The organism is Rhizobium sp. Rhizsp82 (genome assembly GCF_047325115.1).
Classification (GTDB): Bacteria; Pseudomonadota; Alphaproteobacteria; order Rhizobiales; family Rhizobiaceae; genus Rhizobium.
Map to the genome: position 1 here is coordinate 269,625 of NZ_CP168570.1, position 22,644 is coordinate 292,268.

At 61.9% G+C, this 22,644-nt stretch carries 21 protein-coding genes; 10 read left to right on the forward strand and 11 right to left on the reverse strand.

All coding sequences use genetic code 11. The features are described 5' to 3' along the window. The first annotated feature begins 109 nt into the window (after positions 1-109). The 4 genes from ACEN84_RS06045 (at position 110) to ACEN84_RS06060 (ending at position 4,482) form a co-directional block, all read left to right on the forward strand. Positions 110-979, forward strand: a complete 870-nt coding sequence (locus ACEN84_RS06045; RefSeq protein ID WP_112719725.1) for a tetratricopeptide repeat protein — start codon at positions 110-112, stop codon at positions 977-979. A gap of 24 nt (positions 980-1,003) precedes the next feature. Then, positions 1,004-2,068 (forward strand): NAD(P)/FAD-dependent oxidoreductase, encoded by a 1,065-nt coding sequence (locus ACEN84_RS06050; protein ID WP_413710295.1) that lies wholly within the window; start codon positions 1,004-1,006, stop codon positions 2,066-2,068. Between the two features lie 209 nt (positions 2,069-2,277). Further along, complete coding sequence (locus ACEN84_RS06055) at positions 2,278-3,936, forward strand: sensor histidine kinase (protein ID WP_203428000.1); 1,659 nt, start codon at positions 2,278-2,280, stop codon at positions 3,934-3,936. A 63-nt stretch (positions 3,937-3,999) separates the two neighbouring features. Next, entirely contained in the window at positions 4,000-4,482 is a 483-nt protein-coding gene (locus ACEN84_RS06060) for a DUF992 domain-containing protein (RefSeq protein WP_130282194.1), read from the forward strand. 76 nt (positions 4,483-4,558) lie between these two features. Here ACEN84_RS06060 and ACEN84_RS06065 read toward each other — a convergent pair whose 3' ends face one another. The 6 genes from ACEN84_RS06065 to ACEN84_RS06090 all read right to left on the reverse strand — a co-directional run bounded on the left by ACEN84_RS06065 (position 4,559) and on the right by ACEN84_RS06090 (position 11,205). Continuing rightward, the gene (locus ACEN84_RS06065; RefSeq protein ID WP_112719729.1) at positions 4,559-5,953 is read right to left on the reverse strand and encodes an NAD(P)(+) transhydrogenase (Re/Si-specific) subunit beta; all 1,395 of its coding nucleotides are present in this window, start codon (positions 5,951-5,953) and stop codon (positions 4,559-4,561) included. Positions 5,954-5,963: 10 nt separating this feature from the next. Next, positions 5,964-6,362 (reverse strand): proton-translocating transhydrogenase family protein, encoded by a 399-nt coding sequence (locus tag ACEN84_RS06070; RefSeq protein ID WP_112719730.1) that lies wholly within the window; start codon positions 6,360-6,362, stop codon positions 5,964-5,966. Next, positions 6,362-7,510, reverse strand: coding sequence for a Re/Si-specific NAD(P)(+) transhydrogenase subunit alpha (locus ACEN84_RS06075; RefSeq protein WP_112719731.1), 1,149 nt, complete (start codon positions 7,508-7,510; stop codon positions 6,362-6,364). Before ACEN84_RS06075 ends, ACEN84_RS06070 begins: the two co-directional genes overlap by 1 nt. Before the next feature lie 97 nt (positions 7,511-7,607). Continuing rightward, a complete protein-coding gene (locus ACEN84_RS06080) occupies positions 7,608-7,832 on the reverse strand; it encodes an aa3-type cytochrome c oxidase subunit IV (protein WP_112719732.1) in 225 nt (74 codons plus the stop codon). Positions 7,833-8,010: 178 nt separating this feature from the next. Next, a complete protein-coding gene (locus tag ACEN84_RS06085; RefSeq protein ID WP_112719844.1) occupies positions 8,011-8,763 on the reverse strand; it encodes an N-acyl amino acid synthase FeeM domain-containing protein in 753 nt (250 codons plus the stop codon). A 144-nt stretch (positions 8,764-8,907) separates the two neighbouring features. Next, complete coding sequence (locus tag ACEN84_RS06090) at positions 8,908-11,205, reverse strand: putative bifunctional diguanylate cyclase/phosphodiesterase (protein ID WP_413710296.1); 2,298 nt, start codon at positions 11,203-11,205, stop codon at positions 8,908-8,910. 323 nt (positions 11,206-11,528) lie between these two features. Between ACEN84_RS06090 and ACEN84_RS06095 the strand changes: the two genes are divergently transcribed. Next, a complete protein-coding gene (locus ACEN84_RS06095) occupies positions 11,529-12,068 on the forward strand; it encodes a TRAP transporter small permease subunit (protein ID WP_112719734.1) in 540 nt (179 codons plus the stop codon). A gap of 21 nt (positions 12,069-12,089) precedes the next feature. Then, a complete protein-coding gene (locus ACEN84_RS06100; protein ID WP_413710297.1) occupies positions 12,090-13,628 on the forward strand; it encodes a TRAP transporter large permease in 1,539 nt (512 codons plus the stop codon). A gap of 57 nt (positions 13,629-13,685) precedes the next feature. On the opposite strand, the gene ACEN84_RS06105 is transcribed toward ACEN84_RS06100, so the two are convergent. Next, the gene (locus ACEN84_RS06105; protein WP_130282204.1) at positions 13,686-14,792 is read right to left on the reverse strand and encodes a TRAP transporter substrate-binding protein; all 1,107 of its coding nucleotides are present in this window, start codon (positions 14,790-14,792) and stop codon (positions 13,686-13,688) included. 292 nt (positions 14,793-15,084) lie between these two features. Between ACEN84_RS06105 and ACEN84_RS06110 the strand changes: the two genes are divergently transcribed. After that, complete coding sequence (locus ACEN84_RS06110; RefSeq protein WP_413710298.1) at positions 15,085-15,855, forward strand: gamma-glutamyl-gamma-aminobutyrate hydrolase family protein; 771 nt, start codon at positions 15,085-15,087, stop codon at positions 15,853-15,855. Here ACEN84_RS06110 and ACEN84_RS06115 read toward each other — a convergent pair. The 3 genes from ACEN84_RS06115 to ACEN84_RS06125 all read right to left on the reverse strand — a co-directional run bounded on the left by ACEN84_RS06115 (position 15,852) and on the right by ACEN84_RS06125 (position 18,499). Further along, positions 15,852-16,814, reverse strand: a complete 963-nt coding sequence (locus ACEN84_RS06115) for a 2-hydroxyacid dehydrogenase (RefSeq protein WP_413710299.1) — start codon at positions 16,812-16,814, stop codon at positions 15,852-15,854. The genes ACEN84_RS06110 and ACEN84_RS06115 overlap by 4 nt on opposite strands. Before the next feature lie 28 nt (positions 16,815-16,842). Then, positions 16,843-17,865, reverse strand: coding sequence for a LacI family DNA-binding transcriptional regulator (locus ACEN84_RS06120; RefSeq protein WP_112719739.1), 1,023 nt, complete (start codon positions 17,863-17,865; stop codon positions 16,843-16,845). A gap of 121 nt (positions 17,866-17,986) precedes the next feature. Then, positions 17,987-18,499 carry a MarR family winged helix-turn-helix transcriptional regulator gene (locus tag ACEN84_RS06125; RefSeq protein ID WP_112719845.1) on the reverse strand — a complete coding sequence of 171 codons (513 nt, stop codon included), beginning with the start codon at positions 18,497-18,499 and terminating at the stop codon, positions 17,987-17,989. A 72-nt stretch (positions 18,500-18,571) separates the two neighbouring features. Here ACEN84_RS06125 and ACEN84_RS06130 point away from each other — a divergent pair, with 72 nt between their 5' ends. The 3 genes from ACEN84_RS06130 (at position 18,572) to ACEN84_RS06140 (ending at position 21,583) form a co-directional block, all read left to right on the forward strand. Beyond that, positions 18,572-19,363: a creatininase family protein gene (locus tag ACEN84_RS06130; RefSeq protein ID WP_413710300.1), complete on the forward strand. Its 792-nt coding sequence runs from the start codon at positions 18,572-18,574 to the stop codon at positions 19,361-19,363. A gap of 127 nt (positions 19,364-19,490) precedes the next feature. After that, positions 19,491-20,594, forward strand: coding sequence for a CobW family GTP-binding protein (locus ACEN84_RS06135; RefSeq protein WP_413710301.1), 1,104 nt, complete (start codon positions 19,491-19,493; stop codon positions 20,592-20,594). Next, positions 20,594-21,583 carry a WD40 repeat domain-containing protein gene (locus ACEN84_RS06140; protein WP_199628955.1) on the forward strand — a complete coding sequence of 330 codons (990 nt, stop codon included), beginning with the start codon at positions 20,594-20,596 and terminating at the stop codon, positions 21,581-21,583. Before ACEN84_RS06135 ends, ACEN84_RS06140 begins: the two co-directional genes overlap by 1 nt. 16 nt (positions 21,584-21,599) lie before the next feature. On the opposite strand, the gene ACEN84_RS06145 is transcribed toward ACEN84_RS06140, so the two are convergent. Then, on the reverse strand, positions 21,600-22,604 hold the full coding sequence (locus ACEN84_RS06145) for a serine hydrolase domain-containing protein (protein WP_413710302.1): 1,005 nt from the start codon (positions 22,602-22,604) through the stop codon (positions 21,600-21,602). Between the last annotated feature and the right edge of the window lie 40 nt (positions 22,605-22,644).

Here is a 22,644-nt window from a genome sequence, read left to right on the forward strand (position 1 = left end):
GATGCATGTTGGCGGGGGCGATTGGTGTCGCCGCCGCCTTTTTAATTTTTGCCGCTGAAAGATCGCATATCCGGCTGCCGCGGATATGACGCATGGGGAAAGCGCACGAATGGCTGATTTCTTGTTCTCTTCGTCCCGGTCCTTGCGCGCGCCCAAGGCGCGGCTGCTGCCGATGCTCGCGGTTCTTGCCGCGGCCGGTCTCGCAGGTTGCCAGACCGACAACACCTCCGATGCCGTGATCCGCATCGACAAGGCCCAGGGCTCGGAAGGGAACATCGCCTCGCTGACCTCGGTGATCAACGCCAATCCGCGCGATCCCGAAGGCTATAACGTTCGTGGCTCCGCCTATGGCCGCGCCGGCCAGTTCAAGGCTGCGCTGAACGACTTCAACACCGCGCTGCAGATCAACCCGCGCTTCTACCAGGCCTATGCCAACCGCGCGCTGGTCTACCGCAATATGGGTCAGCAGCAGCAGGCGATCGGCGACTATAACGCCGCCCTGCAGATCAACCCGAACTACGACGTCGCTTATATCGGCCGCGGTAACGTTTACCGTCAGGCTGGTCAGGACGACGCTGCCTTCAACGATTTCTCCAAGGCGATCCAGCTCGGAACGACCGACGGACGCGCCTATCACAATCGCGGCCTGATCTTCCAGAAGCGCAATCAGCAGGACAAGGCGATCGACGACTTCTCGAAGGCGATCTCGCTCTCTCCGAATTCGCCCGAGCCCTATAACGGCCGTGGCATTTCCTATATTGCGCTGAACGACGACGACAACGCGTTTGCCGATTTCAATCACGCGATCGAGCTCAACGGCAACGTGGCCGAATCCTGGGCAAACCAAGCCTTGGTCTACGAACGCCGCGGCGACAAGGACAAGGCGATGCGCTCCTATCGCCACGCTGTCGGCCTCGACCCGAAATACCAGCCGGCGCGAGACGGCATGGCCCGGCTCGGCGCCCCCAGCAACGGCTGATCCTGAAGCATCGGAGACGGCACCATGGCGGCGAAACAACGTGTGATCGTCGCCGGTGCCGGCATCATCGGCGCCTCCATAGCCTGGCACCTGACCCGCGATGGCGCCGATGTCACTGTGATCGCCGAAGATACCGGCGGTGTCGCGACACCCAATTCCTTTGCCTGGATCAATGCCAGCTGGGGCAATCCCGAATTCTATTTCCGCTTCCGCCGCCGCTCTATGGCCGAGTGGAAACGTCTGGCTGCGCAACTGCCCGGCCTGCCGCTTTCCTGGTGCGGCGGCATCTGCTGGGATCTGCCAGAGGCTGAACTGCTCACCTATCAGAAAGAGCATGCGAGCTGGGGCTATGACATCCGGCCGATCGGCAAGACCGATATCGCCGCCCGCGAACCCTTCCTGACACAAATCCCCGATTTTGCCCTCGATGCAGCCGAAGAAGGCGCCGTCGAACCGGTGGCCGCCGCCCGGTTGATGCTCGCCGATGCCGAAGCCCGCGGCGCCAAGTTCGTCACTGCTGCGGTGCGTGGATTGCTGCGCAGTGGCGAGCGCATTACCGGCGTCGTCACTTCCGAAGGGATTTTCGAGGCTGACCATGTCGTGCTTGCGGCCGGCGCAGGATCTGTTCCGATCGCCGCCTCTGCCGGCGTTGCCCTGCCGCTCGAAGCACCGGCCGGGCTGATCGTCCATTCCCGTCCTTTCGAAAAACGCCTGAACGGCCTGGTGATTGCGATGGAACTTCACATGCGCCAGACCGCCGAAGACCGCATCATTGCCGGAAGCGATTTCGGTGGCAGCGATCCCGGCGAAGATCATCGGGTCACAGCGGCAGCGCTGTTTGCCAAGGTGAAGGCCAACCTTGCTGAGAGCGACAGGCTGTCGATGGACTTCTTCACCGTCGGCTACCGGCCGACACCGAAGGATGGTTTCCCGATCATCGGCAATGGCGGCGTTGACGGCCTCTACATCGCCGTCATGCATTCCGGCGTGACGCTGGCGCCGGTCGCCGGCCTGCTCGCATCGAAGGAAATCCTCTCGGGAGAACGCGACGCCATGCTGGAGTCTTTCGGGCTCACTCGGTTCAGCTGAACCTGTGTACGGAATCCGACAGAGCGCCTGCGTGCATTTAGTATGTTGCAACCCCTTCCCCCACCCCCTAACATGACGGCGCATCGATAGCAGGCTATCGGGAATCAGGACGCGTTGAGGGCAATGGCGGCAATGCAGTTTTCTGCTTTCGTAACTGTTGGCAAGAATTTCGCGCGCCTTGCCGCCCGGCATCCGGGAAGACCCTGCCGATGAGCCTGCGTTCCCGCATGTTTCCCAAGGCCTCGATCGGCACTTATCTGGTTGCCATGGCGGTTGCGATCGCCGTTCCGATCTTCGCCTTCGTGACCCTTCTTCTGTTGCAGCTGGAAGACAATCAGCGCGACACGCTGCGCCGCGAGACGGCGCAGGATGCGCTCGCCCTTTCCCGGTCCGTCGACCGGCAGCTGCAGGACATGGCGACAACGCTGCGCCTGCTCGCTACCTCGCCGGAGCTCGAGCACGAGGACTATGCTTCCTTCCACGCCCGCACCGAGACGGCCTTGCGCGGCGACACGCTCTTCGTCATCGCCACTGACAAGGAAGGCCAGCAGTTCCTCAACACCCGCCGCGATTTCGGCACCCAGCTCGGCAAGATGAGCAATCTGACGGCGCTGAAATATGCCCTCGACAGCGGCCGCATCGAGGCATCCAACGTCTTCAAGGGATCGGTCAGCAACGAGTGGGTCTATAACGTCACGATGCCCGTCGATATCGGCAAGACGGCCGCGCTGATCATCACCCAGAATGCCAGCGACCTCGCCAAGATCCTGCAGCCGGAAGGCCTCGCACCCGGCTGGTCCGCCGCCGTCATCGACCAGTCGGGCCATGTCGTCGCTTCCAGCGGCCCGTTTGCGATTGCGCCCGGCACCGCCTTCGATTCCCGTATCCTGCCGTCGCTGATCGCCTCGCGCGGCGTCTTCGAGGACACGGCAATCCTGCCCGATCAACTGCTCGGCTACGCGCAGATCCCCGGCTGGTCGTGGAAGACGGTCATCTGGGGACCGATCTCGACGGCGCAGGCCTCAATCCTGACAACCTGGCGCTTCCTGATCATCGGTGGCATCGCGCTCCTCGCCGTCGCGGTTTTCGCCGCCTATGCCGTCGCCCGTCAAGTGCGCACGACGATCCGCGATATCGCCGAGATGGCAAACCGCATGGGCGAAGGCCATATCGTCGCCCCCATCGATACCAGCGTCATCGAAGCGAACCAGGTGGCGGTGGCGCTGTCTAATGCCTCCTTCGACCGCAGCCAGACCGAAGACCGGCTGCATTTCGTCATGCACGAGCTCGTGCATCGCACGAAGAACCTGCTGACGCTGGCGCAGGCGATGATGCGCCAGCTCGCCAAGCAGGCCGACAGCGTCGAAGGCTTCCAGGCGGCCGTCGCCGAGCGCCTCGATGGCCTCATCCGCTCGATCGAACTCCTGACCAGCGAGCAATGGGCAGGCGCATCACTGCGCCGCGTCATCGACATCCATCTCGATGCCTTCCCGCAGGCCGTCGATCAGATCGAGATCTCGGGCAAGGATTTCATGCTGAAGCCGGAAGCGGTTCAGAACCTCGGCCTGACGCTGCATGAGCTTGCCACCAACTCGGTGAAATACGGCGCGTTCTCCGTTCCCGAGGGACGGGTGGCGCTCTCCTGGGAAGACGCGGAGGAAGAAGGCCAGACCGAGCCGATGCTGCGTTTCGTCTGGCGCGAGTCGCAGGGGCCGGAGGTCAGGAGCCCCGACCGTTCAGGCTTCGGCACGACCGTGATCAAGACCCACGCCGCCGCCGCATTCCGCGGCACGGTGCAGGTCGATTATCTGCCGGAAGGCCTTCTCTGGGTGCTGACCGCGCCGCGCAGCACGCTTGCCCGCGACTAGCCGGCAAAGGGAACAATCAAAAGCATCGCCCGTTTCGAACAGGTCATTCAAAGGAGAAGGACCATGTTCAAGCACACGATGATCGCAGCCGCCGCGCTGACCGCTGCAGCCTGCGCCACACCGGCGGCAGCTGCGGACTATGTCACTCTCGGCCGGCTGGTCTGCGGATCGGACGGCGGCCAGGGGCTCATCATCAAGTCCGAGAAGAACCTGATCTGCACCTACACCCCGGCCTCCGGCGGCATGAAGGCCGTCTATGCCGGCAAGATCGAGAAATTCGGCCTCGATATCGGCGAGACCGGCAAGAGCGTGATGATCTGGCAGGTGCTCGCCAAGACCGGAACCGACTTCCCGCAATTTGCGCTGGCCGGCGAATATTACGGCGTCGGCGCCGATGCGAGCCTCGGTGCAGGTGCAGGCGCCAAGGTGATTGCCGGTGGCACCAACCAATCCTTCATGCTGCAGCCGCTGAACGTCCAGGCCCAGGAGGGTCTCAATCTGGCTGTTGGCGTGGAGAAGATGACGCTGGCGCCCGCCGCGACCTGAGAGGGTCCGGCGGCAATGGAAAAGGCCCGCTCTCCGGCGGGCCTTTTCGTATTCGGCATTGTCGATACGGGCAGCGTCAGTGGCCGATCGACTTGTTGATCTCTTCGGTGACCTTCTTGGCATCGCCGAGCAGCATCATCGTCCCGTCCTTGTAGAACAGCGTATTGTCGATGCCGGCGTAACCCGAGCCGAGCGAGCGCTTGACGAAGATGCAGGTCTTCGCCTTGTCGACGTCGAGGATCGGCATGCCGTAGATCGGCGAGGTCTTGTCGTCGCGGGCGGCCGGGTTGGTGACGTCGTTGGCACCGATGACATAGGCGACGTCGGCCTGCGCGAATTCCGAATTGATGTCCTCGAGCTCGAAGACCTCGTCATAGGGCACATTCGCTTCGGCAAGCAGCACGTTCATATGGCCCGGCATACGGCCGGCGACCGGATGGATCGCGTATTTGACCTCGACGCCGGCCTTCTTGAGGTTATCGGCGAGTTCGCGCAGCGCATGCTGCGCCTGGGCGACGGCCATGCCGTAGCCCGGCACAATGATCACCTTGGAGGCATTGGCCATCAGGTAGGCGGCGTCCTCGGCCGAGCCGAGCTTGACCGTCTTGTCGGAATTGTCGGCAGCCCCACCCGACACCTCGCCGCCGAAGCCGCCGAGAATGACCGAGATGAAGGAGCGGTTCATGCCCTTGCACATGATGTAGGACAGAATCGCACCCGACGAGCCGACCAGCGCACCGGTGATGATCAGCGCCAAATTGCCGAGCGTGAAGCCGATACCGGCAGCGGCCCAACCCGAATAGGAATTCAGCATCGATACGACGACGGGCATATCAGCGCCGCCGATCGGCACGATCAGCAGCACGCCGAGCGCCAGCGCCAGCACGATGATCGCCCAGAAGTCGAAATGGCTTTCGGTGACTGCAAGGCCGATGATGAAGAAGACGATCAGCACGAGCAGCGCGATATTGATGATGTGCCGGAAGGGCAGCATGATCGGCTTGCCGGACATGCGACCGTCGAGCTTCAGGAAGGCGATGATCGAGCCGGTGAAGGTCAGCGCGCCGATCGCCGCGCCGATCGCCATTTCGACACGGGCTTCCGTATGGATCGAGCCGATATCGCCAATGCCAAAGGAGAGCGGCGTATAGAGCGCCGAGGCAGCAACGAGCACCGCGGCAAGGCCGACCAGCGAGTGGAAGCCGGCGACGAGCTGCGGCATCGAGGTCATCGGGATGACGCGGGCGATATAGGCGCCTGCGCCGCCGCCGATCGCGAGGCCAAGAACGATCAGCACGAAGCCGATGAAGGACGGCGTTGCCAGCACCAGCGTCGTGAGGATGGCGATCCCCATGCCGATCATGCCGTAGAGATTGCCCTTGCGGCTGGTGGCCGGATGCGAGAGGCCGCGAAGCGCCAGGATGAAGAGGACGCCGGAGACCAGATAGAGAAAAGCTGCGATATTGGTCATGCGCCCGGCCTCACTTGTCCTTCTTGCGGTACATCGCCAGCATGCGCTGCGTGACGAGGAAGCCGCCGAAGATGTTGACCGAGACGAGGACCAGCGCGACGAAGCCGAAGCCTGTCGCAAGGCCGCTGGCCGAAATGCCGACCGCAAGCAGCGCACCGACGACGATGACCGAGGAGATGGCGTTGGTAACCGCCATCAGCGGCGTATGCAGCGCCGGCGTCACCGACCAGACGACGTAATAGCCGACGAAGATCGCCAGCACGAAGATCGCCAGCTGGAAGACGAAGGGATCGATCATTCCGCCCGTTGCGGCGCTTGCCGCTTCAGGCGCATGGGCGGCGGCGGTCGCGACGGCCGTTACGGCGTCGTTCAGCTGCTGCAGCGCCTTGTCCATTTGTTCGCCGGCCATCAGTTGTCCCCCTTCTTCGCACCGCCGAATGCCGGATGCACGACATCGCCTGCATAGGTCAGCATTGTCGCCTTGATCAGCTCGTCTTCGAGGTTGATGACGACAGTCCTGGTGTCCTTGTTGACCATGGTCTCCAGGAAGGTGACGAGGTTCTTGGCGTAGAGCGCCGAGGCGCTGGCCGCGACGCGGCCGGCCATATTGGCAAAGCCGATGACCTTCACGCCTTCGACCTCGGCCACCTGATCAGCCACGGCACCTTCGATATTGCCGCCGCGTTCGACGGCCAGATCGACCGCGACCGCACCCGGCTTCATCGAGGTCAGCATCTCGCGCGAAACGAGGCGCGGTGCAGGACGGCCAGGGATGAGAGCGGTGGTGATGACGATGTCCTGCTTGGCGATATGCTCGGCAACCAGCGCCGCCTGCTTCGCCTGATACTCCTTGGACATTTCCTTGGCGTAGCCGCCGGCCGTTTCCGCTGCCTTGAACTCTTCATCCTCGACGGCGATGAACTTGGCGCCAAGCGACGCAACCTGTTCCTTGGCAGCCGGGCGAACGTCGGTTGCAGAAACCGCAGCCCCGAGACGGCGTGCGGTGGCGATCGCCTGCAGACCGGCGACACCGGCGCCCATGACGAAGACCTTGGCCGCGGGCACGGTGCCTGCCGCCGTCATCATCATCGGCATGGCCCGGTCATAGACCGCAGCTGCCTCGATGACCGCCTGGTAACCGGCAAGATTGGCCTGGGAGGAGAGCACGTCCATCGACTGGGCGCGGGTGATGCGCGGCATCAGTTCCATGGCGAAGGTCGAGAGCCCGGCCTTCGCCATGCCGGCGATCGCTTCGTCGTTGCCGTAGGGATCCATGATGGCGATGACCACGGCACCGCTCCTGTAGCCGGCGATTTCGGCTTCCGCCGGACGCCGCACCTTCAAGACGACATCGGCAGTCGCGGCATCGGCAATCGTTCCGATCCGCGCACCCGCCGCTTCGAACTCCCCGTCAGGGATGCGGGACAACGCGCCGGCCCCAGCCTCGACGACGACGTCGAAACCGAGGTTCTTCATCTTCTTGACGGTCTCGGCAGACGCGGATACGCGCGTTTCCAAGTCCGCCGCTTCCTTTGCGACGAAAACGATATTGCCCAACTGCCCCCTCCTCCGGGTCAGCCAGACCGCCACGGGTCTCCCCGCTTATGGCCCAAGCGTCAGCTTACGTTCTGGGAATGCCCTCCCCCTGCCGCGATCAACGCAGCAGGACGATACCGGCAACGAGAATGATGAGGAAAACCAGGATGCCGCCGAGCAGGCCGCCACCGGTGAAGAAACCAGCCGTCATGCCGAGCAGCAGGGCAACGAGGAACATCGTGCCGTATTTCGCGCCAGCGATGAACAGGTTGTAAGTGGACTCATGTTCCTTGTAGTCCATCGGTGCGCCAACTTCGGCGGGTCCGGTGTGATGTTCGGCCATGAATTTCGTCTCCCTCAAATGCCCGGCCCGCACAGTGCGGCAGACCGCCTGAATGCCATGATTCCGCAGCACTTGCGGCGGAACAATCCCTGTTCAGGGCTTACACAAAGCTTTGTGAAAGCGCAATGCATGAGAATGCCGCATGCAGTACGGCCAAAGGCTTTCTTGCGACACGCAATCAGAGCGGCAGATCGGTGCCCAATTGCCCATCCGGAACGAAACGCGCTGTCGGCACGATCGTCAGCGCCGGAGCGCCCTTGCCCGGCGCCCTGCCATACATCATCCGCTGCTCGCTGGCGCTTGAGATGAAGAACGGATAGCGGGTCAGCAGCTTGCGCCCGACCTCCAGCACATTGGTCGCCATCAGCGTCAGGTCGAAGCCGTACATCTCGGTCATGCGCGAGGCGACGACCGTATCGGCATAGAAGACGCGCTTGTAGAAAGCCGCGTGCGCCGGACGCACATGCTGCAGCACCCGGTCAGCCCGGAAATGCGCAGCCGCGACGATATTCGGCCGCAGCGTCAGATAGGGAAGCCAGGGAAGCTCGGCCGCCGCCTGCGGATCGGCGGCAAACCGCGCCGGATCGATCAGCGTCATCCCTGCATCGAGAAAGGCATCCATCTCGGCGGGAAAGATCCCGCCCGACTGCGAGACGCGATGATCGGGCGTCACATGGTGGATGCGGATCGTGCTGACGAGCTCTTCATAGTAGTAGAGGCCGAAGACATAGGCCTGACTGTCGAAGTCGACATCGTCGATCAAGGTCTTCGCGGCGACAGGCAGAACCTCGCGCGCCTTATAGGCGCGGAAGCGCAGACGCTCGACATCCTCCATGTCCTCGGTGCTCTCGATACGCCGGTATTCGACGTGATCGAGAACCTCCATGAGCTTCATGCTGAAATCGCTGACTGTCGAAAACCCGTCCGCCATCACGCCCACCGTTTGTTAACGGACTATTAAGCATACGGTTTCTTCTCGCGCAATGATTGCAAACAATCTTAATCACATTTGAATCAGTAAGGTTAACGGCGCCCGGAAAAGGCGCCGAGAAAAATACCGATCAGGCGGTGGGGTTCAGGCGGCACCGGCCTTGCGGCGCGATGCCGGGCGGAGATTTCCGGAGAGGATGCCGATGTTCTGCGAGGGTACCGGCGGAGAGAACACATAGCCCTGGATGAGGTCAGCGCTGCGTTCCTTGTTGATGATCGCCAGCTGATCCGTCGTCTCGACGCCTTCGATGACGATTTTCAGGCCAAGCTCGCGGGCAAGGTTGACCGTGCCGCGCAGCAGCTTCAGCCGCCGCGTATCCTGGGCGATGTTGCGCACGAAGGAACGGTCGATCTTGACGATATCGAGCGGCAGCGTGTCGAGATAGCTGAGGCTGGAGAAGCCGGTGCCGAAATCGTCGATGGCAATGGTGATGCCGCGCGAGCGCAGCTCCGCAAGGATCGCGCGCACCGCGGCCGGCTCATCGATCAGGCAGCTCTCGGTGATCTCGAGATGCAGGCGCGAGGCCGGCAGGCCGGTCTTGGCGAGCGCCTCGGAGACCAGCAACAGGATATCGTTGTCGCGCAGGTCGCGCGCCGACAGGTTGACCGAGACGGCAATATGCTCCGGCCAGGTCATGCAGTCGCTGCAGGCCTGTACGAGGATGAAGCGGGTGATGTCGGAGATGATACCCATCTCCTCGGCCAGCCGGATGAAGACATCGGGCGGGATCGAGCCGCGCTCCGGGTGCACCCAGCGCGCCAGCGCCTCGGCACAGTCGATCCGCGAGCCATCGGCGCGATACATCGGCTGGTAGACAGCGTTCAGCGCACCGGCGGCGACGGCATCGCGAAGATCGGCCTTCAGTTTCTGCTGCTCGACATAGCGGCCATCCATTTCGCGCTCGAAACCGGCAATGCCGCCGCGTCCACGCGACTTGCTTTCAAAGAGCGCCAGATCCGCCTTGATACTCCACTCGTCCATCGCGAAGGCATTGCCCTCGAGCACGGCATAACCGGCACTGAGCGAGATCAGGAACGTCACCTCATCGGCCTCGTAATGGCCCTGGATGTCGGCATGCGCGGTGCGGATCTCCGCCTCCAGCATTTCCCGGTTCTTGGCATGTGGGAAGAAGATCACGAACTGGTCGCCCATCAGGCGCCCGACGATCGCGCTTCCGGCCTTTTCCTTGACCCGTTCGGCAATCGCGCAGAGCAGCTTGTCGCCGGTGATATGGCCGCGCATGTCGTTGACATGCTTGAACTCATCAATGTCGATGACCATGAAGCCGAGCGGCCCTTTGCGGCGCGGATGGCGGTTCAGATAGTCCTGGACGAGCTGGCCGAAATATTCACGGTTCGGCAGGCCGCTCAGCGCATCGAAGCGGACCATGTGGAGAATCTTCTGCTCGGCCTTAACGCGGCTGGAGACGTCTTCGAAGATCAGCACCGCCCCGCCGTCGATACGGCGCTTGGCGGAGAACTCCAGCGACAGGTCCTCAGGCAGATGGATCAGCACGCGCGACATGCTGCCTTCGGCCACCTGCGACAGCTGGCGCAGGATCAGGTCCGGCTGCGAGGCATCAACGAAGCTGTAGCGCGCGCCATAGCGCAGCACCGCGCCGAGATCGCGATCCTTCAGCCTGTCGGGGTCGCCGATCTTCAGGAGTTCGCAGGCCTTGCGGTTGATCACCTGAATCCGGTTGCCGGGGTCCACCATGACGAGGCCGTGCGGCATGTTGTTGAGCGCGGTATCGAAACGGTCGGCGATCAGCGAAATCTGCCGGTGAGCGATGACATTCTCATAGAGGAATTCGCGAACGCCATTGGCCATCGCCCGCGTCGTCAGCCCGAAGGGAATGAGGAAGGCCGAAAGAATGGCGCGATAGAAATCGAGCGCCATCAGGCTACAGACGATCATCGGCAGACAGCAGGCAAGCGTCTGCAGGTCGATCGCCCGCTGCGAACCGTAATTGCGGCCGACGACCGACACCATCGATGCCATCGTCACCGCGATGCAGGCGAGCTCAGCGAAGGGATCGCGCAGAATGAAGATCGCATAACCGCTGCCGATGCCGAGGATTGCCGCGGTCGAGGTTGCGCCAATCACATAGAATGTCTCCCAACGCTCGATATCGGCGCGCGTCAGCGACTGCTTCTCCACCTTGTCGAACTGGCGGAAGGTCAGCATGCGGCCGACGAAGGTCAGCAGGAAGGCGAGAGCGAGGAGATAATAGAGCGGCGCATCCGCCTTGGCGGCGACGGCAACGAAGGCAACGACATGCACGATAACGCCGGCCACGAGCGTCATGCGGTTCCCGAAGAGGGAACTCACGAATGACAGATACACATCCTTAGGGACCCTGTTCGGGTTATGTGGCTTCATCCATATTTTCCCTGTGCGCGGGCAAGATACTCAGAACCTTTTAAAAATTGATTGCATGAACCCTATGTATTTGGCCGGTTTTTCTAAAACTTTGAGACGAAATCCAAAATATTGACGCGTTATACGCAGCCTCGGGATGTATTATTTCCGACTGATATTCCGCTCATAGGTTGCCGCCGCCGGGATGGCCGGATGCGGGCGCCGGGCGCCGCGCCTACGACTAAACTCCTAGACGGCCCATTTAATCTTTCATTTTAGAAACCCTTCGTTTACACAAATTTCAACGAGGAGAACTTGCCGTAAAGGCAAACATGGGGAGAGGAATGGCGGCTCTGCTGAGTGTCAGCCGGCTGATCGATCGATTCAGCCAAGTTATCGGTAAGATTGCAGACTACATGGTGCTCTTCTGCTGCCTGATCAGCGCAGCCAATGCCATCGTCCGCTATACCTTCAATTACAGCTCGAATGGCTGGCTTGAGATCCAGTGGTATCTCTTTGCCTATGTCGTCGTGCTCGGCGCCGCTCACACGCTGCGCAACAACGAGCATGTGCGCGTCGACCTGATCTACGGATCGGTCTCCGATCGCGCCCGGCTCTGGATCGACGCGATCGGCCTGATCGTCTTCCTGATCCCGGCCTGCATCTTCCTCTCGATCCTCTGCTGGCCCTATTTCATGCACTCCTTCCAGCAGGGCGAGGTCTCGGCCAATGCCGGCGGCCTGATCCGCTGGCCGGTCAAGTTCATGCTGTTTGCCGGTTTCGCGCTTCTCACCCTTCAGGGCATTTCGGAGCTGATCAAGAGGATCGCGGCACTCGTCGGCGATATCCAGATCGACACGAAATACGAAAAGCCGCTGCAATAAGACGACTGGGGGAGAAAGCACGTGTTCGATTACGGTATTATTCCGCCCGCCATGTTCGTCGGCATGATCATCTTCATGCTCTATGGCTTCCCTGTCGCCTTCTCGCTCGCAGCCGTCGGCCTGTTCTTCGGCCTGATCGGCATCGCAACGGGCCACTTTGGCGAAGTGTTCCTGCAGGCCCTGCCGCTGCGCTTCTTCGGCATCGTCTCCAACGACCTGCTGCTTGCCATCCCCTTCTTTACTCTGATGGGCGCGGTGCTCGAGCGATGCGGATTGGCGGAAGACCTGCTTGAGGGCACCGGCAAGCTGTTCGGCGCCATTCCGGGCGGCCTGGCCTACGCCGTTATCCTCGTCGGCGCCGTGCTTGGCGCCATCACCGGAACGGTGGCGGCGTCCGTCATTACCATGGGCGTCATCTCGCTGCCGATCATGCTGCGCTACGGCTACAGCCCACGGCTTGCCACCGGCGTCATCGCCGCCTCCGGCACCATCACCCAGGTCATCCCGCCGTCGCTGGTTCTCGTCGTTCTCGCCGACCAGCTCGGCCGCTCCGTCGGCGACATGTATCTCGGCGCCATCGGCCCCTCGATCCTGCAGGTGGCGATCTTCGTCGGCTACATCCTGATCCTGTCGATCATCAATCCGAAGTCGATGCCGCCGCTGCCGAAGGAAGTGCGCGGCGACTTCGACTGGAAGCTGCTTGCCACCGTCCTCTGGGGCATGATCCCCTCGATCGTGCTGATCTTCCTGGTGCTCGGCACCATCTTCATGGGCCTGGCGACGCCGACAGAAGCCGGCGCACTCGGCGTCGTCGGCGCCATCGCGCTTGCCGCCCTGCACCGCCGCCTCACCTGGCCGTTGATCCGCGAGGCGATGACCTCGACCATGCACATAACATCCATGGTGGTGATGATCCTGATCGGCTCCACCTGCTTCAGCCTCGTCTTCCAGGGCATGGACGGCTCGCGCTGGATCGAGCACATGCTCTCGGGCATTCCGGGCGGTCCTGTCGGCTTCCTGATCTTCGTCAACATCTTCATCTTCATCCTCGCCTTCTTCCTGGATTTCTTCGAGATCGCCTTCATCGTCATCCCGATGCTGGCCCCGGTGGCCCACAGCCTCGGCATCGACCTGATCTGGTTCGGCGTACTGATCTGCGTGAACATGCAGACGAGCTTCATGCACCCGCCCTTCGGCTTCGCGCTCTTCTACCTGCGCTCGATCGCCAGCCGCGACGTGAAGACGAAGGATATCTACATGGGCGCGATACCCTGGGTCGGCATGCAGCTGATCCTCGTCGCGATCATCATCTTCTGGCCGCAGTCCGTCACCTACTGGCTGGACAAGGGTCCGCAAGTCGATCCGAACACCATCAAGATCGAGGTTCCCGGCTTCGGCGGTCAGCTCGGCCTGCCGCCGATGGGTGTTCCGGGCGGCGCATCGGCGCAGATCCCGGGCCTCACCCTGCCGCCACTCGGCACGCCCGGCCAACCGCCGGCAGCCCCCGCCCCGGCAGCGCCGGCGCAGCCCGACCTCAGCCAGCCGCCGGTCATCAAGTAGGTAGCAAAAAAGCCCCGGATTACTCCGGGGCTTTTTGTTGGCGGGTAGCTTCTAAGCTCAGAGCTTGCCAGCGCGCTGCTGGATCATCATGAACGTATCGAAGGTGTATTCCGACAGCTGCATCCAGAGATAGGCGTCACGCTTGAAGGCAGCCTGGTCCTCGTAGATCTTCTTGAAATACGGGTTCTTCGAGGAGATGTCCTTGTAGAGGTCCATCGACGCCTGGAAGCAGGCCTCCATGATTTCCTGGCTGAACGGACGCAGCGTCGCGCCTTCGGCGACGAGCTGCTTCAGCGAGCCCGGGTTCTTCATGTCGTACTTCGCCATCATGTTGGTGTTGGCGTAGGCGCAAGCGTCGGTGAGGGCCGCCTGATAGTGCTTCGGCAGGCTGTTCCACTTTTCGAGGTTGAAGAAGGCATGGACCGTCGGGCCACCTTCCCACCAACCCGGATAGTAGTAATACTTCGCAACCTTGTGCAGACCGAGCTTCAGGTCGTCATAGGGACCGACGAATTCGGCCGCATCGATCGTGCCCTTTTCGAGCGCCGGATAGATGTCGCCGCCACCGATCTGCTGCGGGATGACGCCGACCTTGGACATGACCTGACCGGCAATGCCGGCGATACGCATCTTGACGCCCTTGAGGTCGTCGAGCGTGTTGATCTCCTTGCGGAACCAGCCGCCCATCTGCGCGCCGGTATTGCCGGCCGGCATCGCGTAGATGCCCTGCGTCGCGTAGAATTCGTTCATCAGCGCATTGCCGTTGCCTTCGTAGAACCAGGCATTGGTCAGGCGGCCGTTGAGACCGAACGGAATGGCGGTGCCGATCGCGTAGGTCGGGTCCTTGCCGACGAAGTAATAGGAGCAGGTGTGAGCCGCTTCGACAGTTCCGGAGCTGACGGCATCGGCCGCTTCGAGAGCCGGTACGATTTCGGCCGCAGCAAAAGTCTGGATCTGGAAGTTGCCGTCGGTCGCCGCGGCAACATGCTTGGCGACGTCATCGGCGCCGCCATAGATCGTGTCGAGGCTCTTCGGGAACGATGACGTCATGCGCCACGAGATCTTCGGATTTTCCTGCGCGATAGCAGGTGCAGCCAATGCGCCAGCCGCGACGGCGCCTGCCCCCGTTGCACCCGCCTTCTTGATAAATGAACGACGATCCATCAAAAACCTCCCGTATAGATGGCAATGCGCGGCTAAACTCTTCCCTACCCGTCGCAATGGCGACGAGCTAAGCATGCAGCCGTTCGCGTTTCAAGCGTTAGTCTATGAGACTTTGGCATCACGGCAGCAATGCGGCATAGGCGGGCTTTCCATCAAAATCAGCAGTTTAGCCGATTTGCGGGAGGGACGGAGGACATTGCCGCAATTTGGCCAGCCATTGCGCCGAGAAGTTGACTTTGCAGCCGTTCTCGGCTCTCAAATAGCGATCACCAAGAGATTTTCCGGATAGACCATGACCAAGCCGATCGTTGCCGTTCCCGCCGATATCCGCATCCTCGATGGCGCCGTCTGGCACGCCGCCCAGCACCAATATGTCCGCGCAGCATTGAATGCCGCCGAAGTCATGTCGCTGATCGTGCCGGCTTTCGAGAAGGGCTACGACATCGACGCCGTTCTGGACCGCGTCGACGGTGTGCTCGTCTCCGGTTCGGCCAGCAATGTCCACCCTTCGCTTTATGGCGTCGAAGCACGGGACAGCGACGGCCCCTTCGATCCGGCGCGTGATGCGACCAGCCTGCCGCTGATCCGCCGCGCCATCGACCGCGGCATCCCGCTGCTCGCCATCTGCCGCGGCATCCAGGAGCTGAATGTCGCGCTCGGCGGCTCGCTCGCCAGCGAGATCCAGGAACAGCCGGGCACATGGGACCACCGCAGACCCGAAGGCGTCGACCGCGACGGCATGTATGCCATCCGCCAGAGCGTCTTCGTCAAGGAAGGTTCCTGCATCGCTGGCATCATCGGCTCCGGCGAAGTGCAGGTAAATTCGCTGCACCGCCAGGCGATCGCCAAGACCGCGCCGCGCCTGCAGGTCGAGGCACTTGCCGAAGACGGCACGGTCGAAGCCGTTTCCGTGATCGACGCCAAGGCCTTCGCCGTCGGCGTCCAGTGGCATCCGGAATATTGGGCCGAGACCGACAAGGCCTCGAACCAGATCTTCGCCGCCTTCGGCGACGCCGTGCGCGATTATGTGGCGAAGAAGGCCGGTGCTAAGACCATCGCTTAAGCCTTGACGGGCGTTTCCGGCACTGGCGTCAGCGGCTTGCCCTGCTGGAACCAGCTGATCAGATTGTCGGCGACCAGATCAGCCATGGCATTGCGCGTCGGCACCGAGCCCGATGCGAGATGCGGCAGCAACACTGCGTTCGGCAGGTCGAGCAGACCGGCAGGCACATTCGGCTCGTCATAGAAGACATCGAGACCGGCGGCGCCGATGACGCCGTTCTTCAGTGCTGCGATCAGCGCATCCTCATCGACACTCCAGCCACGCCCGACATTGATGAAGATGCCGTCGGATCCGAGTGCCGAGAGGATATCGGCATCGACGACCTTGTGAGTCTGCGGCGTCTTCGGAACGATGGCGATCAGCGTATCGACGGCTGCGGCCAGTTCCTTCAGCGACGAATAGTAGTCATAAGCGACATCCGGGTTGCGGCTGCGCGTGTGGTAGCTGATCTTGACCTTGAATGGCTCCAGGCGCGCGGCGATTTCCTGGCCGATACGGCCAAGGCCGAACATGCCGACATGCCGTCCCTTCAGCGAAAAGCGCGACAGCGGATAATTGACGCCCGGCTTCCAGTTGCCGTCGCGCAGCCAGTTTTCGGCACGCGGGAATTCGCGGGCGGTGTTGAGAAGCAGCGCCAGCGCCGTGTCGGCGACCTCGTCGTTCAGCACATCGGGCGTATTGGTGACGACGATGTTCTTAGAGGCCGCATGCTTCACATCGACACCGTCATAGCCGACGCCGAAGCTCGAGATCATCTCGACCGCGGGAAGCCCGTCGATATCGGCTGCATTGATCGTGCCCGAAACCGCCACGCCGCGGATGCGCTTCGCCGTTTCCGCATCGATTGCCAGCCTGCCATTTGCATCGCGCGCCGCCGGAACCAGCTCGAAATGCTCCTGCAGTCTGGCAGGAACGCGATCGTGTATCTTCCCGGGAACGAGAATGGCAATGCGGGACATGGCTTTTCCTCTTGGCTGTGGGCTGGGGCTATGAGCGGGAGTTAACAGGACTCGTCGACTGACGGATGCGCATCTCCGGCTTGATCAGGTGGATACCATCGGGCTCGTGACTGCCGGCAAGGCGATCGAGCAGCGCGCGCGCCGCAAGCCGGCCAACTTCCGCCTGGCCGTTCCAGACGGTGGTCAGCGCCGGTGTCGCGATCGATGCTTCCTCAAGGTCGTCGTAGCCGGTGACCGAGATGTCGCGGCCGGGAACAAGACCGGCGCGGGAAATACCGTTCATCAGGCCGATGGCGACGAGATCGTTCCAGCAGACGGCGGCCGTCGGCTTCTGCGGCAGAGACAGGAAGTGGACGGCGGCTTCGAAACCGCCCTGCTTCGAGCGCGGCCCGGGAATGCGCAGGTTCGGATCGACTTCGATGCCGGCCTTGCGCAGCGCGTTGACATAGCCCTGGTAGCGGTCGCGGCCGGTCGAGGTCTGGTCGGTGCCGCCGATCATTGCGATCGAGCGATGGCCAAGGCCGATCAGGTGATTGGTGGCAAGCGAAATGCCGTAGCTGTCATCGCCGCGATAGGTCGGCAGGTCCATGACATCCATCGAACGGGCAACAAGGATCGCCGGCATGCCGTTATCCTCGGTCAGCTGCAGGTCCTCGGGCGGCGTGCCGATCGCCGGCGACATGATCACGCCGTCGCCGCCGAGCTGCAGCAGCGTCTCGATGAAGGTGCGCTGCTTTTCGACGGAGTCGTAATGGTTCGACAGAATGAAGGTGTGGCGGCTGCGGTCGAGTTCACTCTCGATCGCTTTCAGGATTTCCCCGTAGAACGGGTTCATGATGTCATGCACCACGACACCGATGATGCCGGAGCGCGAGGTGCGCAGGCTGGCGGCGCGGCGGTTATAGATATAGCCGAGCGCCCGGGCCTGTTCCTTGATCTTGTCGCGGGTGCTGCCAGCCACGAGCGGGCTGTCGCGTAGGGCAAGAGAGACGGTTGCCGTTGAAATACCGAGTGTTTCGGCAATCGTCGAAAGCTTGATCTTCTGAGCCACGCATCCTCCCCAGGCAACGCGCAAGATGGTGGAGCGCGATATGAGACCGGATGACGACGCCCCTTAAAATGTTTAATTAAAAGATTAAACGCATAGAGGCAAACCTAAATTTCAGCCAGGTTTAATTTTCGTCCGGCTCTTCGAAATGCTGCACCTCGGCCTGGAGATTGCTGTCGATCGCTTTCAGCAGACGAACGAGATTGCGGATTTCCTTGTCGGAGAAATCGAGGGTCGCCAGCTTGTCGCAGGAGGATCCGGCCATTTCGATCGCCTGCACGCTGCCGCGGCCGAGCTCGGTCAGATAGACCTTGGTGAGACGCGCATCTTCGGCATCCGGCTTGCGCTCGAGGAAGCCCTGCGCCTCCATGCGGCCGATGGTGCGGGTCATCGTCGGCGCCTTGACGCCAAGCCGCTGGGCAAGGCCGCCCGCCGTCATGCCGTCGCTTTCGGAAAGCGACAGGATCACGCCGTCCTGCCCGGCATAGAGGCCGCTTTCGAGAAGATTGCGTGACAGCACGGTGCGCATCGAGCGCGCCGCCTGCGTCAGGGCGGGCGAGAGATCGGCGACCGTATATTCGGTCTGGTCCTTCTTCTTGGACTTGTTCTTCTTGCCGTCCTTGTTCTTCTTGCCCATCGCCATCCCTTTGATTTACTGCAATATGACATTGCGCAGCTTCACGTCACAAACAAGGGGCATTGAAACCGGATGACAGTCCCCTCACTAAACTTTGCGGACAACGATCCGTCGCTGACGCCTGACGAAAGAAGCCGCTGGATCGCCATCTTACCACTTGGCGCACATGAGCAGCATGGCCCCCACCTGCCCTTCGATACTGACACCCTGATCGCCGAGGGCATCGTCGAGCGCCTCAAGGCAGCACTCCCCCCTTCCCTGCCGGTCACATTCCTCCCGGCCGAGCCGATCGGCTATTCGGTCGAGCATATGGATATCGAGGGAACGAAGACGCTCACCTATGGCGAGGCCATCCACCGCTGGCTTGGCATCGCCGGAATGCTGCACGATCTTGGCATCCGCAAGCTGGTGCTCCTCAACGCCCATGGCGGCAACTCGCCGCTGACGGCGATCGTCTCGACCGAGGCGCGCGTCCACTTCAACATGCTGGCGGTCGCCACCAGCTGGACCCGCTTCGGCGTCCCCGATGGCGTCATTTCACCTGAAGCGAAGGCGATCGACATCCATGGCGGCGATATAGAGACATCGGTGATGCTGGCGCTGCATCCATCCAAGGTGAAGATGCAGAAAGCCGCCGACTTCCCCTCGCGCCAGAGCGAGTTTGCCAAGCGCTTCAAGCATCTGCGCGCCTATGGGCCGCATGCCTTCGGCTGGAAGATGTCCGATCTCAACAAAACCGGCGTCGCCGGCAACGCCGCGGCAGCGACTGCGGAAAAAGGCGAAGCCCTGATTGCGCATGCCGTCAAAGGATTGGTCGAGCTGCTGCGGGATGTCGATGCATTCGACGCATCCGAACTAGCCTGAGACGCAGCACCGGCAGAATGTGATCTTATAACATTATAAAACCCTTTGAACTGCCGCTCCCAACTCCTTATATGAAACCGACCGTTTAAAGCCCCATCGGCGGTATACCAATTTCTTCGAGGTTCTCATGACCGACGCAATTTCCACGCAGCAGAAGCCCATTCCCGTCACCGTGCTCACCGGCTATCTCGGTGCCGGCAAGACGACGCTGCTGAACCGCATTCTTTCGGAAAACCACGGCAAGAAATACGCTGTCATCGTCAACGAGTTCGGCGAGATCGGCATCGACAACGACCTGATCGTCGAGTCCGATGAAGAAATCTACGAAATGAACAACGGCTGCGTCTGTTGCACCGTGCGCGGTGACCTGATCCGCGTCGTCGAAGGCCTGATGCGCCGCCCCGGCCGTTTCGACGGCATCATCGTCGAGACGACCGGCCTTGCCGATCCGGTTCCGGTTGCCCAGACCTTCTTCATGGATGACGATGTCCGCGCCAAGACCGAGCTCGATGCCGTCATCGCCCTCGTCGATGCCAAGCACCTGCCGCTGCGCCTGAAGGACAGCCGCGAAGCCGAAGACCAGATCGCTTTCGCCGACGTCGTGCTCATCAATAAGACCGACCTCGTGACCCCGGAAGAACTGGCGCAGATCGAGGACATCGTCCACGCCATCAACCCGTCGGCCCGCGTCTACAAGACCAGCCGCTCTGGCGTCGATCTGGCCCGCGTTCTCGATCAGGGCGCCTTCAACCTCGAACGTGCGCTGGAAAACGATCCGCATTTCCTCGAGCATGGCCATGACGATCACGTCTGCGGCCCGGATTGCGATCACGATCACCATCATCACGCGCATGGTCATGACCATGACCACGAGCATCACCACCATGATCACGATCACCATCATCATGGCGCCGTGTCGCCGATCCATGACGTGACGGTTCAATCGGTTTCGCTGCGCGGCGGCGAGATGATCGCCGAACGCTTCTTCCCCTGGATCCAGAAGATCACCCAGACGCAGGGTCCGAACATCCTGCGTCTCAAGGGCATCATCGCCTTCAAGGACGATGCCGAGCGTTACGTCGTTCAGGGCGTGCACATGATCGTCGAAGGCGATCATCAGCGTCCGTGGAAGGACGGCGAGAAGCATGAGACGCGTCTCGTCTTCATCGGCCGGGAACTCGACCGCGAAAAGCTCGAAGCCTCGTTCAAGGCATGCGAGGCTGCGGCCTGATGCCAACAGTTGCTCCGCTTGATCTCGACGGCCATATCCTGGCCGTCGAATTTTTAGGTGACACCCCCTTCTTCGCCAATGCCAACGGCACCTTCCATCGCCTGGAAGGCAGCGAGAAGGTGACCGAAGCCCATCAGGGCATGCTCACCTGCATCCGCGATCCCTATAGCGAAAGCCTGATTTCAGGCGGCGAAGACGGCAAGGTCTTGCGCATCAATGCCGATGCCAGCGTCACCGAACTCGCCAGCGCGCCGCGCAAGTGGATTTCCCAGGTTGCCGCCGGCCCGCAGGGCGCCATTGCCTATTCCTATGGCAAGAGCGCCTTCGTGCGCCTGTCGAACGGCGAGACCAAGGAATTCACCGAAGAGCGCACCGTCGAGGGCCTCGCCTTCGCGCCGAAGGGCCTGCGCATCGCCGCTGCCCGCTATAATGGCGTGTCGCTGCATTGGGTGACGATGAGCGCCAAGCCGGTCGATCTTGAATGGAAGGGCGCGCACACCGGCGTCACCTTCTCGCCGGACGGCAATTTCCTCGTCACCTCGATGCAGGAAAACGCCCTGCATGGCTGGAAGCTCGATATCAAGCCGGGCTCCGAGGCCCGCCACATGCGCATGACCGGCTATCCGGCCAAGGTGAAGTCGCTCTCCTGGTCCGCCAAGGGCAAGTGGCTGGCCTCGTCTGGCGCACCGGCCGCCATCGTCTGGCCCTTCCAGGGCAAGGACGGCCCGATGGGCAAGTCGCCGCTGGAGCTCGGCACCCGTGCCAACATCATGGCGACCTCGGTGAAATTCCATCCGGCCGAGGATATCCTGGCAATCGGCTTCATCGACGGCATGATCCTCGCGGTGCGCCTTGCCGACAGCAAGGAAGCGCTGATCCGCCGCCCCGGCAAGGGCGCCATCACCGCCATGAGCTGGAGCAAGAACGGCAAGCTGCTAGCCTTCGCCTCCGAAGCCGGCGATTGCGGCGTGGTCGATATCTCGGCCTGATCCTTCGGGCGCGGCTTTACGAAAGCCGCGCCGCCTGGATGATTTCTCCAAGAACATTATGCAGCGCATCGCGATAGCCGTTGCGCGCCGAAGGGCCGCTCTCGGCCGAAGTCATGGCGACCGTCAGGTTCAGTGACGGGATGATGTAGAGCATCTGCCCGCCATAGCCCCAGGCGAAATGCACCGTCTCGCCGCCGATCTGCCGCTCGAACCAGCCGTAGCCATAGCCATCGCCGGAGAAGCGGGAATTGGTGCGTTGCTGCCATGACTGCGTAATCCAGTCGGCAGGCACGACCTGCATGCCATCGGCCGTCTTGCCGCCATTGCGGTAGAGCTCGCCGAAGGCCAGCAGCGACCGGGCGCTCATCGCCATCTGATTGCCGCCGAGATAGATGCCCTGCGGATCGCGCTCCCATGCACCGATGCGGAAACCCTGCACCGGCTCGAACCAGTCCCGCGCCAGAGCCAGCGTCGACTTGCCACCGACCTTGGTTAGGATCGCCGACAGCAGATGCGTCGAGGCCGTCGAATAGAGCATCTGCCCGCCCGGCTCGTCATCGAAAGGCTGGGCGAGCGCGAAGCGCACCCAGTTGCGGCTCGATACCCAGCGCCCGTAATTCGGCCCCGACATGCGCCCAAGCCCGGCCTGCATGGAGAGCAGATTGCCGATGGTGATCTCGCTCAGCCGCGGATCGGGATTGTCAGGCAGATCGGCCCGCAGGATTGGTGCGATCTTCTGGTCAGGTCCTTCGAGCAAACCCTTCGAGATGGCGATACCGACCATCGCCGAAATGATAGACTTCGAGGCCGATTTGATGTTGGCGGATTCGGAGGTCCTATGACCACGATATCCCTGCTCGGCAACGATCTGGCCATCACGCGCGATAACCACTGATTTCAGCGGTGTCAGATCCTGACGGGTGCGCAGGCTTTCGAGCAAGTCGCTCAGGCGCTGGTCTTCCGCAAAGGCGGAGAGCGGCATGGTGACGACGACGATGAGGGCGGCGAGAAATCTTTGCATGCCCGCAAGGTAGTGCCCTGCCCGCGACAAATCACCGGCA

What these genes read in the sequence shown, in the direction of transcription:
- ACEN84_RS06070 (WP_112719730.1), bottom strand. Translation starts at nt 6,362, where the DNA reads ATGGCCGGCGAACAAATGGACAAGGCGCTGCAGCAGCTGAACGACGCC.
- ACEN84_RS06085 (WP_112719844.1), bottom strand. Translation starts at nt 8,763, where the DNA reads ATGGCGGACGGGTTTTCGACAGTCAGCGATTTCAGCATGAAGCTCATG.
- ACEN84_RS06125 (WP_112719845.1), bottom strand. Translation starts at nt 18,499, where the DNA reads ATGGGCAAGAAGAACAAGGACGGCAAGAAGAACAAGTCCAAGAAGAAG.
- ACEN84_RS06130 (WP_413710300.1), top strand. Translation starts at nt 18,572, where the DNA reads ATGACAGTCCCCTCACTAAACTTTGCGGACAACGATCCGTCGCTGACG.
- ACEN84_RS06140 (WP_199628955.1), top strand. Translation starts at nt 20,594, where the DNA reads ATGCCAACAGTTGCTCCGCTTGATCTCGACGGCCATATCCTGGCCGTC.
- ACEN84_RS06060 (WP_130282194.1), top strand. Translation starts at nt 4,000, where the DNA reads ATGTTCAAGCACACGATGATCGCAGCCGCCGCGCTGACCGCTGCAGCC.
- ACEN84_RS06145 (WP_413710302.1), bottom strand. Translation starts at nt 22,604, where the DNA reads ATGCAAAGATTTCTCGCCGCCCTCATCGTCGTCGTCACCATGCCGCTC.
- ACEN84_RS06095 (WP_112719734.1), top strand. Translation starts at nt 11,529, where the DNA reads ATGGCGGCTCTGCTGAGTGTCAGCCGGCTGATCGATCGATTCAGCCAA.
- ACEN84_RS06055 (WP_203428000.1), top strand. Translation starts at nt 2,278, where the DNA reads ATGAGCCTGCGTTCCCGCATGTTTCCCAAGGCCTCGATCGGCACTTAT.
- ACEN84_RS06045 (WP_112719725.1), top strand. Translation starts at nt 110, where the DNA reads ATGGCTGATTTCTTGTTCTCTTCGTCCCGGTCCTTGCGCGCGCCCAAG.
- ACEN84_RS06115 (WP_413710299.1), bottom strand. Translation starts at nt 16,814, where the DNA reads ATGTCCCGCATTGCCATTCTCGTTCCCGGGAAGATACACGATCGCGTT.
- ACEN84_RS06050 (WP_413710295.1), top strand. Translation starts at nt 1,004, where the DNA reads ATGGCGGCGAAACAACGTGTGATCGTCGCCGGTGCCGGCATCATCGGC.
- ACEN84_RS06110 (WP_413710298.1), top strand. Translation starts at nt 15,085, where the DNA reads ATGACCAAGCCGATCGTTGCCGTTCCCGCCGATATCCGCATCCTCGAT.
- ACEN84_RS06090 (WP_413710296.1), bottom strand. Translation starts at nt 11,205, where the DNA reads ATGAAGCCACATAACCCGAACAGGGTCCCTAAGGATGTGTATCTGTCA.
- ACEN84_RS06080 (WP_112719732.1), bottom strand. Translation starts at nt 7,832, where the DNA reads ATGGCCGAACATCACACCGGACCCGCCGAAGTTGGCGCACCGATGGAC.
- ACEN84_RS06065 (WP_112719729.1), bottom strand. Translation starts at nt 5,953, where the DNA reads ATGACCAATATCGCAGCTTTTCTCTATCTGGTCTCCGGCGTCCTCTTC.
- ACEN84_RS06105 (WP_130282204.1), bottom strand. Translation starts at nt 14,792, where the DNA reads ATGGATCGTCGTTCATTTATCAAGAAGGCGGGTGCAACGGGGGCAGGC.
- ACEN84_RS06135 (WP_413710301.1), top strand. Translation starts at nt 19,491, where the DNA reads ATGACCGACGCAATTTCCACGCAGCAGAAGCCCATTCCCGTCACCGTG.